The 14,346-nt window shown below is 48.0% G+C and carries 14 protein-coding genes; 5 read left to right on the top strand and 9 right to left on the bottom strand.

The genetic code is table 11. The features are described 5' to 3' along the window. Positions 1-140 precede the first annotated feature (140 nt). Positions 141-1,817: a 2-isopropylmalate synthase gene (gene leuA, locus D791_RS10675; RefSeq protein ID WP_036511386.1), complete on the top strand. Its 1,677-nt coding sequence runs from the start codon at positions 141-143 to the stop codon at positions 1,815-1,817. Positions 1,818-1,869: 52 nt separating this feature from the next. Here the strand turns inward: leuA and D791_RS10670 are convergent, their stop codons facing one another. Further along, positions 1,870-2,592, bottom strand: a complete 723-nt coding sequence (locus D791_RS10670; protein WP_081763830.1) for a FadR/GntR family transcriptional regulator — start codon at positions 2,590-2,592, stop codon at positions 1,870-1,872. A gap of 112 nt (positions 2,593-2,704) precedes the next feature. On the opposite strand from D791_RS10670, the gene D791_RS10665 reads away from it, so the two are divergent. The 4 genes from D791_RS10665 to D791_RS10655 all read left to right on the top strand — a co-directional run bounded on the left by D791_RS10665 (position 2,705) and on the right by D791_RS10655 (position 5,577). After that, complete coding sequence (locus D791_RS10665; protein ID WP_036511383.1) at positions 2,705-3,493, top strand: (Fe-S)-binding protein; 789 nt, start codon at positions 2,705-2,707, stop codon at positions 3,491-3,493. 9 nt (positions 3,494-3,502) lie between these two features. Then, entirely contained in the window at positions 3,503-4,369 is an 867-nt protein-coding gene (locus D791_RS20970; RefSeq protein ID WP_237748607.1) for an LUD domain-containing protein, read from the top strand. A gap of 80 nt (positions 4,370-4,449) precedes the next feature. Beyond that, a complete protein-coding gene (locus D791_RS20965) occupies positions 4,450-4,914 on the top strand; it encodes a lactate utilisation protein LutB domain-containing protein (protein ID WP_237748606.1) in 465 nt (154 codons plus the stop codon). Further along, complete coding sequence (locus D791_RS10655) at positions 4,915-5,577, top strand: LutC/YkgG family protein (RefSeq protein WP_036511380.1); 663 nt, start codon at positions 4,915-4,917, stop codon at positions 5,575-5,577. 114 nt (positions 5,578-5,691) lie between these two features. Here D791_RS10655 and D791_RS10650 read toward each other — a convergent pair whose 3' ends face one another. From D791_RS10650 to D791_RS10620, 8 genes are all read right to left on the bottom strand, one after another. Continuing rightward, positions 5,692-6,759, bottom strand: a complete 1,068-nt coding sequence (locus D791_RS10650) for a succinylglutamate desuccinylase/aspartoacylase family protein (protein ID WP_051514424.1) — start codon at positions 6,757-6,759, stop codon at positions 5,692-5,694. Next, positions 6,759-7,664 carry a 30S ribosomal protein S6--L-glutamate ligase gene (gene rimK / locus D791_RS10645; RefSeq protein ID WP_036511377.1) on the bottom strand — a complete coding sequence of 302 codons (906 nt, stop codon included), beginning with the start codon at positions 7,662-7,664 and terminating at the stop codon, positions 6,759-6,761. Before rimK ends, D791_RS10650 begins: the two co-directional genes overlap by 1 nt. Positions 7,665-7,868: 204 nt before the next feature. Next, positions 7,869-10,205: a DNA polymerase II gene (locus D791_RS10640; protein WP_036511374.1), complete on the bottom strand. Its 2,337-nt coding sequence runs from the start codon at positions 10,203-10,205 to the stop codon at positions 7,869-7,871. A gap of 2 nt (positions 10,206-10,207) precedes the next feature. Continuing rightward, positions 10,208-10,372, bottom strand: coding sequence for a hypothetical protein (locus D791_RS20960; RefSeq protein WP_237748605.1), 165 nt, complete (start codon positions 10,370-10,372; stop codon positions 10,208-10,210). A gap of 23 nt (positions 10,373-10,395) precedes the next feature. Further along, positions 10,396-11,205: a diphosphomevalonate decarboxylase gene (gene mvaD, locus D791_RS10635; RefSeq protein WP_237748604.1), complete on the bottom strand. Its 810-nt coding sequence runs from the start codon at positions 11,203-11,205 to the stop codon at positions 10,396-10,398. Between the two features lie 9 nt (positions 11,206-11,214). Continuing rightward, the gene (locus D791_RS10630; protein ID WP_162149942.1) at positions 11,215-12,177 is read right to left on the bottom strand and encodes a mevalonate kinase family protein; all 963 of its coding nucleotides are present in this window, start codon (positions 12,175-12,177) and stop codon (positions 11,215-11,217) included. Then, positions 12,149-13,141, bottom strand: a complete 993-nt coding sequence (locus tag D791_RS10625) for a mevalonate kinase family protein (RefSeq protein WP_036511371.1) — start codon at positions 13,139-13,141, stop codon at positions 12,149-12,151. The genes D791_RS10630 and D791_RS10625 overlap by 29 nt, the downstream gene beginning before the upstream one ends. 25 nt (positions 13,142-13,166) lie before the next feature. Then, positions 13,167-14,333, bottom strand: coding sequence for a hydroxymethylglutaryl-CoA synthase (locus D791_RS10620; RefSeq protein ID WP_036511368.1), 1,167 nt, complete (start codon positions 14,331-14,333; stop codon positions 13,167-13,169). Positions 14,334-14,346 lie beyond the last annotated feature (13 nt).

Below are 14,346 nucleotides of genomic sequence, written 5' to 3'. Positions count from 1 at the left end.
TAATACTAAAGCAATACTGCAAAAAACCTAAATTTAATTGCGCTCAAACGGGAAAAAGACCCAATTTAGCAAGCCTATTGCGCTGACTTAAGCGTACACTAATATTCAAATCAAGACTCGACTTAATATGGGACTGCAACATGTTTGATCATCGTAAGTATCGCGCTTTCACCCCCATTCGTTTGACAGACCGCACTTGGCCTGACCAGCAGATTACGAAGGCTCCTCTATGGTGTAGTGTAGATCTTCGTGATGGCAATCAAGCATTGATTAACCCAATGAACGTTGAACAAAAAACACGCATGTTCCAATTGTTGGTCAAGCTAGGCTTTAAAGAAATCGAAGTGGGCTTTCCCTCAGCCTCACAGCCCGACTTTGATTTTGTGCGTAAGTTAATTGTTGAGAACCTTATTCCTGACGATGTAACAATTCAGGTCTTGACTCAAGCCAGAGAAGAATTAATCGCGCGTTCCTACGAGTCCTTAGCAGGTGCTAAAAAGGCAATTGTGCACGTGTATAATTCAACGTCGACCGTTCAGCGTGAGCAAGTGTTTGGTATGGATCGCGAGGGCATTAAAGCCATCGCGGTTCAGGGTGCCAAATGGGTCAAAGCCTATTCCGAACAATACCCTGATACCGAATGGGCCTTCCAGTACTCGCCCGAAAGTTTCACGGGAACTGAAATGGAGTATGCAGTAGAAGTCTGTGATGCGGTCATTGCCGAATGGCAACCTGAAACGGGGCGTAAAGTCATTATTAATTTACCTGCAACGGTTGAAATGTCGACGCCGAACGTCTTTGCCGATCAAATTGAGTATTTCTGCCGTCATTTGGCACAACGCCAATCAGTGATCATCAGCTTGCACACTCACAATGACCGTGGCTGTGGCGTTGCCGCCGCCGAGTTAGGCATTATGGCCGGTGCTGATCGTATTGAAGGAACCTTGCTGGGCAATGGTGAGCGTACTGGCAACATGGACATCGTCACTCTGGGCATGAATCTGTATTCTCAGGGCATTGATCCAACCCTCAATTTTTCCAACATTAAAGAAATTATTGAAGTGGTTGAGTACTGCACAGAACTGCCTGTCGCGGCCCGCCACCCTTGGGCTGGCGAGTTGGTTTACACCGCGTTTTCGGGAAGCCACCAAGATGCGATTCGTAAATCGATTCAGTACCATGAAAAGCATCAATTGCCTCATTGGGAAGTCGCCTATCTTCCAATCGATCCACGCGATATTGGTCGTGAATACGAGGCAGTTGTCCGGATCAACAGTCAAAGCGGTAAGGGCGGCGTTGCCTTGGTGCTTGAACGTGACTACGGCATCAGCTTACCTAAGTGGATGCACAGTGAAATCAGCCGTGTTGTGCAAAAAGCCTCGGAAAACACAGGGGCTGAAATCACCTCTTTACAGATTAAGACACTGTTTGAGCAACACTTTAACCGTATACCCTATGGCTGGTCACTCAATGGGTATGATCTGCACACGAACCAGTCGATCGTGGAGGGACGCTTTAATGTCGCCGCTCAATTGCCCGCATTTGAAGGAAAAGGCACAGGTGCTGTGGAAGCATTGGTTCATGCACTTGAACAGCGCTTCAATGTTAAAATTAACGTCACACACTTTGATGAAAGTGCCTTAACCGAGGGGACTGACGCCAAAGCCCAGGCCTGTGTTGCCTTGCAGATTGATGGCATAACCTATTCAGCAGTGACCTCTGCCGATGACACGTCTGCGGCTGCGTTACAGGCTGTACTCAGTGCGTTTGCACGCTCACCGTTCAGCCAAACAGCACTGGAGCAAAAAATAGCCTAAGTGATGAACGATTATCTGACGTGATTTTGTCACTCAGGTAATCGTTCAAGCATTACAGGCCTTTTTCGAGTAAACGGCGAGTGAACAAAATATGTTCACTTGCCTCATTCCGAGCTTGCTCTGGCAAACGTGCTTGAATTGATCGATGAATTTTTTCATGCTGCTGGGCTATACCATCGGGGTAACGGCCATACCGACGTAAAGTAGATGACAGCGTTTCATGAATCACATTAAAGTAACGCGCGTAAAACAACTGGCTGAATGAAATCACAATAAAGTGATGGCTTGCGTTAGCAATCATCATATGAAAAGTTAAGTCTGCCTTTGCTTTAGACAAGGTTGACTCCCCCATGCTGCGCAATCGCATCGCTTCGTATTCCTCCGACAATTTACTGAGCTCGGCATCCGAGGCTCTCAAAGCTGCATAGTAAGCCGCCTCCCCTTCAAGCACAGCTCTGGCCTCTAACACTTGCAACTGTAATTCAACGCCCTGCAGACCCGCCTCACCAGCCAACGAGAAATAAGGCGTCATCACATTATTGACCTGGCTTCTCCCACCTGGGCGCGTTGACACAATCCCTTCAGATTCAAGCAAGACAATCGCTTCCCTGACAGACCCTCTTGCCACCTGTAAATCTTGAGCAAGTTGTCGCTGTGAGGGCAAGGACTGACCTGGAAGAATATTTCCCTGAATCAACTCCCGACGTAAAGCTGACAAAACCTTGGCTACACGAGAGTGGGACGACTCATTTTCGGGGGTTACAGATCGACTCATTTGGTAAGACCAGTTTAAGACTTTTATTTATTTTAGTCGGATCTTTGCCTATCTTGTAGCTATGTGCAGCTGTATTTCAGCTTTTCTTTCTGTCTAGTATCAGGGTTCTGCTGTGTTAGATAATAATAAACAACCTGTTATCGGTCTATTTGTGACTTGCTTAGCTGATTTATATCGGCCAGAAGTCGTCTTCGCATCCATTAAATTACTTGAAGCCGCAGGCTGTCGAGTCGAGGTACCTCAAGGTCAAACCTGTTGCGGTCAACCGGCCTTTAATACAGGAGATTTTTCCAACACGGCGGATATCGCCCGCCTAACCATTACGGCTTTGGAAGGCTATGAATACGTCGTTGGACCCTCTGGGTCCTGCATCGGGATGCTTCATCATTACCCCGAGCTCTTTCAACCCGAGGATCCATGGCATGCCCGAGCACAAGCCCTTAAAGCACGTGCTTTTGAAATTACCTCTTTTTTGGTTGATGTCTTGCAGTTTTCAAACATTAAAAGCCAGTTTAAGGGTCAGGTGACTTATCATGACTCCTGCTCTGGGCTGCGAGAACTCGGCATCAAACAGCAACCACGGGCACTCTTAGCACAAATAGAAGGTGTTGAGTTAACCGAAATGGAAGAGTCTGAAACCTGTTGTGGCTTTGGTGGAACATTTTGCGTCAAATACGCGGATATTTCGAATCGCATGGTTGGCAACAAGACCGAAAATGTTGCGAAGACGGGCGCATCAACATTATTGGGTGGTGATTTGGGTTGTTTACTCAACATGGCCGGAAAACTGCAACGCGAAGGTAAAGACGTTCAGGTACGCCATATCGTTGAAGTCTTAGCGGATGAACTCAGCTATCCAGCCCTTGGCGAGTCAGCGTATCACCTCGGCAAATCGCTTTAGGAGCCCAAAATGCAAATCACTAGCCCTCAATTTAAAGAAAATGCACGTATCGCACTCACGGATGTTGGCCTACAAAAAGCCTTGGGCAACGTCAAAAATGGGTTCCCACAAAAGCGCGCCAATGCAGTAAAACGCCTCCCGGAATTCGATCAACTGCGCGATCAAGGTCGCGACTTAAAAAATCACATTATCGCCAACCTTGATATCTATCTTGAGGAATTTGAAGCCAACGTCATCAAGAATGGTGGCCATGTTCATTGGTGCCGAACCTCTGAGGACGCGCGACAAACCATCTTAAAGATTTGCCAAGACAAAGGGGCCAAAACCGTTACTAAAGGTAAGTCGATGGTCACTGAGGAAATCAACCTCAATGAGTATCTAGAAGCCAACGGCATTACACCTGTTGAAACAGACTTAGGCGAGTATATTTTACAATTACGTGGGGAACACCCAAGCCACATCATTGCACCGGCTATCCATTTAAACTTAGAGGATGTCTCTGAGACGTTTCACGCGCATCACCACAAACCCAAATCCATGGACCCGGCGGTCTTGATGCAAGAAGCCCGTGAAGAACTTCGCGCTCGTTTTGTTGCAGCGGATGTTGGAATTACAGGTGCCAACTTTTTAGTGGCTGAAACAGGCTCTAGCATTATTGTAACAAATGAGGGGAATGGTGATTTAACACAGACTCTTCCCAAAACTCATATTGTTGTCACATCAATTGAGAAAGTGGTGCCCACCCTTGAAGACATGACCCTGTTCTTACGCTTGCTGGCGCGCTCAGCGACAGGGCAAGAATTTACGGTTTACAATACACTTTCAACTGGCCCCAAACGCCAGAAGATCAAGACGGTCCTGAAGACTACCATGTAGTGCTTGTCGATAATGGCCGAAGTGACATGGTTGGAGGCGAGTTACAAGAGATGCTGCGCTGCATCCGATGTGCCGCCTGCATGAACCACTGCCCTGTTTATGGATCTATAGGTGGACACAGTTATGGCTGGGTTTATCCCGGTCCGATGGGATCTGTGCTCACCCCTCAAATGATTGGTATTGAAAAAGCAGCGTTACTCCCCAATGCCTCTACATTTTGCGGTAAATGTGAAAGCGTTTGCCCTGTTCATATTCCGCTGCCAAAACTCATGCGACACTGGCGCAAAAATGAATTCGAACGGCACCTAACCCCTAAAGCAGCACGCTGGGGCATTAAAACCTGGGCATTTTTTGCCAAGCGTCCTACTCTTTACCGGCTGCTAAGTCAGACCTCAAACCGTATGCTGCGTTTACTCGGTGGTAAAAAAGGGCGAATTCATAAACTGCCCGTAGTCAGTGGCTGGACCGACCATAGAGAAATGCCCGCTCCTAGCAGCAAAACATTTATGCAACAGTGGAACGAAAAACAAAAGGCAGGCCACTAAATGAGCAAAGCAGACATTCTTAACACGATACGCCGTGGCCTAGGTCGTGGCCTTCCTTCTGACGCTGAGCGCCAACAAGTCTTGGCACGAATAACGCGTCATGAACGTAATTTAATCCCGATGCGTGGCCAAGGATCAGAGTCTGAGGTTCAGGCACTCTTTATTGAGATGGCGAAAGAGGCTGCCGCCGAGGTGATTGAATTACCCTCACTGCAGGCTCTGCCTGGCGCTGTTCGCGAGTGGTTACAAACGGCTAACATTCCTGACCTTGTCATGGCCAGTGATGAGGAGCTTAAATCCTTAGATTGGACGGAGCTTCACCCCATTGTGCAACATGAACGGGTCGCGTTGGCGGGAGATCTCGCCAGCTTAACACTCGCATTCATGGGGATTGCTGAAACCGGAACGCTAATGCTGTATTCGCGCAAGGAAAGCCCAACCACATTGAACTTTTTGCCCGACAATCATCTCGTTGTGTTAAAACGCCAAGATATTGTTGGAGTGTATGAAGAGGCTTGGGCACGCGTGCGTGCGCTCTCTCCCGGACAGTTACCCAGAACCGTTAATATGATTACCGGGCCATCACGCTCAGCAGACATTGAGCAGCGATTGCAAATGGGCGCACATGGCCCAAGAGCTTTGACAATTTTTTTAATTGGGTGATGTATCCCGTTACCAATAGCATAGGACATTTTGGCGTTTACCCCTCCTCGATTGAGCGAGGGTTTGCGCAACCTGTGCTAAACAGATTCGATCGACCTCAACAGGTCGATCTTTTTATACACTATCCGCAAACGGATGGTCTTCCGCTTCTAAAGATTCGTTAAAGGCATCTAGACGATCTTCAACGAGATCCGTCCGATAAAATTGAGCAATGTTAAACAGAGCGTCGCCTTCATTGACCAAGGGCAACTTTAGTTGACCAATCACTAAACCGCTGACGGGTGACCAGATCTCTTCTTCAGATTCACCAAACGGATCTGAAATAATGGCCAACAGGGTTTTATCTTTTACAACCCTTGCACCTTCGACCACTTGTGCTCTAAAAATTCCACTCTGCGGCGCTCTGACCCAAGTACTTGAACGCGCGACCATCGGTTCTTTCATCTGGCTTTTTTTGCGCGGTGGCGGGAGCATTTCAAGCACTCTCATCACATTCAAGATGCCTTGAACACCTCCACGGATCGAGACTTCATCAAACCTGAGCGCTTCCCCTGCTTCATACAAGAGGATGGGGATATTTTTTTTAGCGGCGGCTTCACGAAGCGATCCATCTCTAAGTGCTGAGTTCAGAATAACGGGCGTCCCAAAGGCATTCGCCAGACGAAGTGTTTCGGGATCATCTAAATTTGCACGAATTTGAGGCAAGTTATAGCGATTGATCGCCCCTGTATGCAGGTCAATCCCATGGGTCGACTGATTCACCACTTCCTGCATAAACTGTCGGGCCGTTCGACTGGCAAGTGATCCCGATTGAGAGCCAGGGAAGCTACGATTTAAATCTCGACGATCAGGCAGGTATCGACTCTGACTGATAAACCCCAGTAAATTCACAATGGGAACAGCAATGAGTGTACCCTTAATGCGCTTTAACGCTGGTAAACGCAATAAGCGTCTAATAATTTCGACGCCATTGATTTCATCACCATGAATCGCAGCACTGACAAACAAAACAGGACCCGCTTGGCGTCCACAAATCACATGGACAGGCATCATGGCCGCGCTATGGGTATAGAGTTTTCCCATTTCCAGATCAACCGTGCGACGCTCACCGGGTAGGATCGTCTCATTTCCTATGGTGATCGCTGTGTTCAGTGCGCGCGTGTCAGTTGATCGGGATTGCATTACCCCTGCCCCTTCGTTTGTGTGCGATTTGGCTTGGCGTTTTTCTCAATGAAATCGATAATTTGATCGGCAATATCCTTACCTGAAGCACGCTCAATCCCTTCTAGCCCCGGTGACGAGTTGACTTCCATCACTAAGGGACCATGTGCAGAACGCAGCAAATCCACACCGCACACATTCAATCCCATCACTTTTGCGGCACGAATGGCTGTTGCACGTTCTTCAGGCGTAATTCGACACAACTCTGCCGTCCCACCGCGATGTAAATTGGAACGAAACTCACCCTCCTTCGCTTGACGCTTCATGGCGGCAACAACCTTACCCCCCACCACAAACGCACGGATATCAGATCCCTTCGCTTCTTTGATAAACTCCTGAACGAGAATGTGTTGTTTTAACCCCATAAAGGCTTGAATAACACTCTCGGCCGCTTGATTGGTTTCGGCCAATACCACGCCCACCCCCTGCGTACCTTCTAACAGCTTTATGACAGCAGGCGCACCGCCCACAATGCTGAGTAAATCATCGATATCATCTGGCGAGTGCGCAAAACTGGTCACAGGCAAGCCGATGCCTTTTCGTGACAAGAGTTGCAAGCTGCGAAGCTTATCGCGCGATCTCGAAATAGCAACAGATTCATTTAGCGGATACACATCCATCATTTCAAACTGGCGCAACACAGCGGTGCCATAAAACGTCACTGATGCACCGATCCTGGGAATCACAGCATCGAAGTCTCTCAATACTTCCCCACGATAGTGTATTTCAGGATTATGCGAAGTAATGTTCATGTAACAACGCAATACATCTACGACCCGAACCTCATGGCCTCGGCTTTTCGCAGCTTCTACCAAGCGACGCGTAGAATAGAGCTTAGCATTACGAGAAAGTATCGCAATTTTCATTCAATTACTCCGGTTCTGACTTCATACAACAGATGCAGATACAGGGTTAAATACGCTGCATCATAAGTCAGTAAATTCTATATATAAACGTGTTACAGATGCGTAACAAGATCAGTCAGGAAAGGATTCAACTGCGGTTGGCAGTGCGTGCATTATAGACTAAATCATTAGAGTTTCCAGCGGGCAATTCAGGATATTCCACTGTCAAAACAAAGCAATTTGCGGCTGAGTCACATCATCAAATGACTCCCCCACAAACGGGAGAATACTATCAGCAACTGGGCGCAGCTGCTTTTCGATGTAATGCTGATAGTCCAGTCGCCCCTCAAAAATTTCAGCGGCTTCAGATCCAATTAGGGTCACAACATAGGCCACCGTATCCCCTTGTCGAAGCGGTTCTGGCCAGCCTTTCTCGCGATAATACTGATTTAACTGCCGTGCAGCTTTAACATGCGGGGGGATATTGCGTTGGTAATGGGATAACGGACGACGCAAACGACGACGATACACCAAGTCATTGTCTAGCTCACCGTTTAAAAGAGCCGCTACTCGTTCCCTGACAAACGCCTGACAAGGCAACCCCTCAAACACTCGTTGAAAAAGTTCGTGTTGAAAGACGCGAGCCAAGGGTGTCCAATCACTTCTAACCTGCTCCAACCCCTTAAACACCAATTCAGCCGTACCATCCCCTTGACGCTTCAATCCAGCATAACGCTTTTTACTGCCCTCTTCGGAATGTCGCATGCGTGGCATCAAAAATCGCTCAAAGTACGTCTCATATTGCAATTCTAGAGCCGATGTTAAACCAAACGCTTGCTGCAGTCGTTGTCGCCACCAGTCATTTAAACACCTAGCCAACTCGGCGCCTTTCTCGTCACACTCCTGAGGCATCACGTCATCACCCAGCCAGACGAACACCGAATCCGTATCACCGTAGATAACCTCATAACCAAAGGACTTCTCTATATAGCTTGCGGTTTCTGTAAGAATTTGGTGTCCTCTAAGCGTTATGGACCCTGAGAGACGCTGATCATAAAAACGGCAGACATCCGAGCCCAATACGCCATAACACGCATTCATTTGAATTTTAATGGCCTGCGACATCGCAGCATTGCCCTGCTGCTTGGCCGCATCTCGTGCTTGCCATAAGCGCTCGATGATGCCCGGTAAAATAGAGTGTTCTTTTGAAAAAACAGCGCCTAAAAAACCGGGCACTGTATCGTCAGTATTGTGCTCGTTACTATCCGCCACGCCCATCGTAAGCCCTAACGGATCGATCTTAAATGTTCGAATAATACTCGGATACAGGCTTTTAAAATCGAGCACCAGCACATGACGGTACAAGCCTGGCTTTGAATCCATGACAAAGCCACCGGGAACTTTTGCACCTCTTTGACCCGAGGCGTATTCGGGTGCTACAAAACCCGCTCGATGTAAAGAAGGCAAATACAGGTTATCAAAGGCTTGTGCCGACCCTCCCACTTTATCAAGACTCAAACCCGTTAAGCGCGTTCGCTCCGTTAAATACTCAATCAGTCCTGTTTTTTCAAATATTTCCGTGACCAAGCGGCAATCTTCCAGGTTGTAACGGGCCAGTGCTTCTTGATCTTCAGCGTAGAGTCGTTGAATCGCTTGACCACGATCATTCACGGACTCGATGTCTTTTCCTCTCCCTAACAAAGCCTGCGCCACATACTCCAGCGAATAGCGCTCAAAGTGCCAAGTTGCGCCCTTGAGCGTATCAATACCATCAAGCACTACTCGACCGTTCAAACGAACATAGTGACGATTCCCCTGCTGTCGACGTTCAATACGCAGTGCTTGCTGATCTCGACCAATCTGCAACGACACGCCCAATGCTCGAGCCCGCGCATCAAGGACACTCAGATCAAAGCCGATAATATTCCAACCGATAATAATGTCAGGATCATATAGATGGATATGCTGCATAAACGAAAGCAGCAGTTGTTTTTCATCTCGACAATAGATAATTGAAGAGTCTGTTTGCGTTTGGCCAACCATGAGCACTTTTTCAAAGTCTAAGCCTTGAAGCGCAACGGATAAAATACGATTGGCCGTTAATGTTGTTTCAATATCCAGAGATAAAATACGAAACTGAGGTTGATAGTCGCAAGCCTTCAAATGCATGCCTTTGGGGGTGTTACACACCTGAGCACCTGAAAAAATAAAACGCTCCATCAAATAACGATCAACCGGACGAATGTCCTCTTCCATTAAGGTGATACCCTGAGCTTGTAAACGCTCCAAGGCTTCTCGGTAGGTTTTTAAATGGGAAAAATACAAGGCTGAAACGGGCCGCTGCAATAGATCTTTTAAAGGCAAATGACGCGCATACCAGCCCGTCAATGACGCTAAAATCTGCTGCACTTTCGCTTGCTGACTTTGCAAGACAAAACACACGGCATGTTCACCTGTGACACGCACAACTTGCGCACCCTCAGGGGTCTGTAACCAATACTCAAGCAGCATTCCTTGCTCAGTATCGCGTTGCTGACGAGTCAGCGGAAATCCCCGAGACACCTCTAGGTCAAACCGAAGGGATGAATCACTTCAATGTCTGGGAAATGAGCGAGCACATCATTCGCTGACGCTTTCTCAAACAGTAGTTTGAGATTAGGCCCAGCATCCATGGTGAAATACACGGGCAAGCCTTGTGCACGCAGTTTCCAAACCGTCTGCATTGCCATTAAGGATTCGGGTTGCCAATAGACTAAGGGGGGCCACGACGCATCATCGTCGCATGCATGGACATAGCATTATGCTCCGCCTTAGCACCTAAACACGCAAAGTCATGCGCTCGTATGGCGTCTTTAATGGCCTGGATATCCATTGCTGCCTGTAACGGCCAACTCTGATACAAATGTGCCGTTTCTAGGGTACGCTGCATGCCACTGCGTGAATCCGTTGCTTTCTCTCGTGCATCGACCTTCACGAGACCAATACACAAGTCTGGCCAGGTTTCGGACATGGGGATTGCATAGCTATCCAGACCGTCCGTCCGCTCACCCATCTGCCATTCAACAAACCCATCATACAAAGATCGACAGGCACTGCCACTTCCTAAACGCGCCAACACCGATAACGGCTGAGCATCAAGGCTTAACTGAAAACTGTCATTCACAGCCAGCGCTAAAGCCGCAAAGCCTGAAGCAGAAGACGCTAAGCCAGCCGCAGTCGGGATTGAGTTACGCGTCTCAACTTTGAAACAGGTCGGCTTAGAGGCTCTAAACAGATCTAAAAAGAGGGATACCCGTTTGCTAAATGCCGAATCCTCGGATAAACACAAACCGTTCAGCCATACCTCGTCTTCAGCATGGTCGATGGGTGTTAAGCGGGTGTGCGTTCCCAAATGAGCCAAGGATACCGATAACGAAGGATTGATCGGGAGGTTAAGCGACTTATCCCGCTTACCCCAATACTTACAGAGAGCTATATTACTCGGAGCAAAATGCTCTTCAGACTTAACTGGATTTACACCCTCGTTTAACCAAGGCTTTACTATTTCATGTGGCGTCATCATTGCTACGTTTTAGCCTCCCATAACCTCTGTGCCTTGATTGGATATTGTCAGAGCGAAGGCTTGTTCACCCACGCTTTGCTGAGTCTGACCTAAGGCAATGACACAGTCACCTAAACCTGACCCTGAAATTTTACACCCCAATACACCCGGCTGCATACGCAGTTGATAGATCATCAACGACAGCGTCTGATCATTGACACCCAGTGCATCCATAAGTCCCTGATAGACGTTCATCAAGCTGCCTAGCCTCGGCCAATCCTGCTCAAGGATCGCTAAACGCGCCTGTTCCGTTGTTTGATTCATCAATTGATAGAGTGAATTCAGTAAATCGGGCTGACTCTGCCATTTTTTTTCAATCAGTCGAATGACGTCTGGAGTTTTCATTTTATAGCCAGCGTAAAATAACGCGATCTCGGGCTGACCAGGAATGCTTTCTAAGAAATATGGTGTATAACGATACGCCACGATACCGCCCTTTAAGCTCGCCGCCAAATCCGTCCCCGAGCCTCGTCCATCTTGAACCGAATGAATAACGTCTAAGCCTCGCTTAAACAGAGCGTCTATCTCTAACTGAGTGCCCGTAAGCCTATTGAGCGCCACCATCATCGCGGCCGTCACCGCAGCTGACGAGCCCAGCCCAACCTGATGTGAGAACTCAGCCCGAATTTTGACATCAAGTCCTTGGGGAAGCTCTGTTGACCATGCTTTTATTGCAGCTAACACAAACCGTAACCGGGCATCGTCTGCCAAGACATCTCGCGATGACTGATACTGCCCCAGTGAAGAATCAATGCTGACCTGATCATCTTCACGCAAACGAACGCCAATGTACACAAAGACATCCACGGCACACGCCAACGCAAGATGACCATGAAGAACCGCATGCTCTCCCATCAGCATTAAACTGCCGGGGGCTGACACACACACTGGAAAATCCTGAAATTCAGAACGGATAGGCGCCTTGATACTCAATGTCCAACTCTCCCCAAATATAATGAGCAGGTAACTCCAGCTGAGCGGGTGTGCCCTCAGGCAACCAAGCCAGCAACAATCCCGCATGAGGCCCACGAACACAACCAGCACCAGCAACTTTGGCGGCTCCGCCTGAACACTCTATCTGACGGACTAAAGACTGTATAGCACTGGGTACTACACCTATACGCTCTAGTAACCGCTGATTTTGCTGTATAAGGGTTGGCACCTCATCCGGTTGTGCCTCAAGAAATGAATCGGTGACCTCAGCAAACGCCTGCCATATACTCGAGTGGGCAAATGACTTACGCACCTGCTCAACACACTCTCCCGTACTGGTTGAAGGCGCACCCGTGTAAATCCAAAAACATCCCGGCGGTAACTGCAGATGATCACACCGGGACACCTCTTGCTGTCGTAAGCAGATAATCCCACCGTAAGACACACTGGCCGCATCGATTAAACTGCCACGGCCATGCTGAAGGCGCTCACAAAATCGCACCTGCTCAACAAAGTCGGCAACATCTGAGGGAGCTGGGGCAAATAAACTTAATAAACAGGCAATGACGGAGGCAGATGAGCCCATGCCCGACCCAACCAATAAATCCGAGGATAAATGCAACGTACCGGAGGCTCTTTCGACATCAGCACCCATCGAAACCGCAATAGTGTACAGCAAGAGTTGTGAAGGATGATCAAGTACTTGCTGAATGGATAATTCGCCGTTAAGAAACAACTCGTAACGCGCATCAAGGCGATGCTTCAATGAGGTTAAATGGTTAATTGCAAAGGGCAAAAATGCAGCGGAGGCATGAGAGATTCGCCCTTCCAAAAAACCGGAGTCATTTGGCAAAAACTGAGCACGTGTGTGACGACGAAGTGCCAAGCTAAGGGCGGGCGCACCATAGACAACAGAGTGCTCACCACTCAGAATTAACTTACCGGGCGCCAATGCTGACATCATGAACTAACGTAATTTAATATGCCGCCTAACAGGCGACATATTCACGCTTATGTTGATGAATCGCAGCTAAGCGAAAGCGACCTAACGTGGCTTTCGGTATCTCAACAGACTCGCCTTGGCGAGGGTCAGGATAACGATACAGGTCTAGATACTGATCATAGTTAAGCTCTTGGCGCTCGGCCAACATATCCATATGGCGCTGGGTATGTAAGCAGGCCTGATAGCCCTCTTGGATAGAGCCACTAAAAAACTCAGCAACGCAGCCAGAGCCATAACTAAAAAACCCAACTTTTTTACCCGCCAGATTTTCTTTAACGTTATCCAGTAGCGAACACAAACCAATATAAATCGATGCGGTATAGCTATTGCCAATAATTTGATTATAGCGAAGCGTAGGTTGTATTTGCGCTTCAATCCCTTCAGCTGACAACTCACATTGATTTGATTTCGCTAGATGCTGATGCGCTTTTTGTGCCATCCGACTAAATGGCAAGTGGTAACAAAAGTAACTAAAATCATTGAAGCCAATTCGACTCACCTCAGAAAAGCTATCCCAGGTTTTCTTCAATGCTTTTAAGTATATTTTTGTCGAGTACTTGCCATCAACCAACGCTGTAGAACGATAATTAGGCCGCCAAAAATCCATAACATCATCGGTGTAATTGCCGACTTCTGCATCAATCGCCATGATACGTGGATTATGGCTAATCAACATGGCAACAGCACCGCAGCCTTGCGTCGCTTCACCGGGGGTATCAAGATCGTAACGTGCGATATCCGACGCGATCACCAACACTTTAGTGGATGGCTGACGTGCCACCAAGGCACACGCCATCTGCAATGCAGCCGTGGCACTGTAGCAAGCCTGTTTTAATTCAACCACTCGACAATTCGCATTCAACCCTAATAAACGGTGCACATAAATACCGGCAGCCTTGGATTGGTCAATACCTGTTTCTGTGGCCAACAATAGAGTTGAAATCGCGTTTGTCCCTATACGCTCGATCAAAGGTAAAGCGGCATTAGCGGCCATCGTCACGATGTCTTCATCGTGCGTTGCCATTGCCATCTTCTCTTGACCGATACCGGTATAGTACTTCTCTGGGTCAGTTTGCTGCTTCGCAGCCAACGTCCTTAAATCAAGATAAAAGTTGGACGTATAAAAACTGATTTCGTCTATACCCACTGACATATCTGCTAAAGTT

Origin of the sequence: Nitrincola nitratireducens (assembly GCF_000585235.1) — a bacterium.
GTDB lineage: Bacteria > Pseudomonadota > Gammaproteobacteria > Pseudomonadales > Balneatricaceae > Nitrincola > Nitrincola alkalisediminis.
Note: the sequence above shows the minus strand (reverse complement) of the source record. Positions and strands in the feature narration are given on the sequence as shown.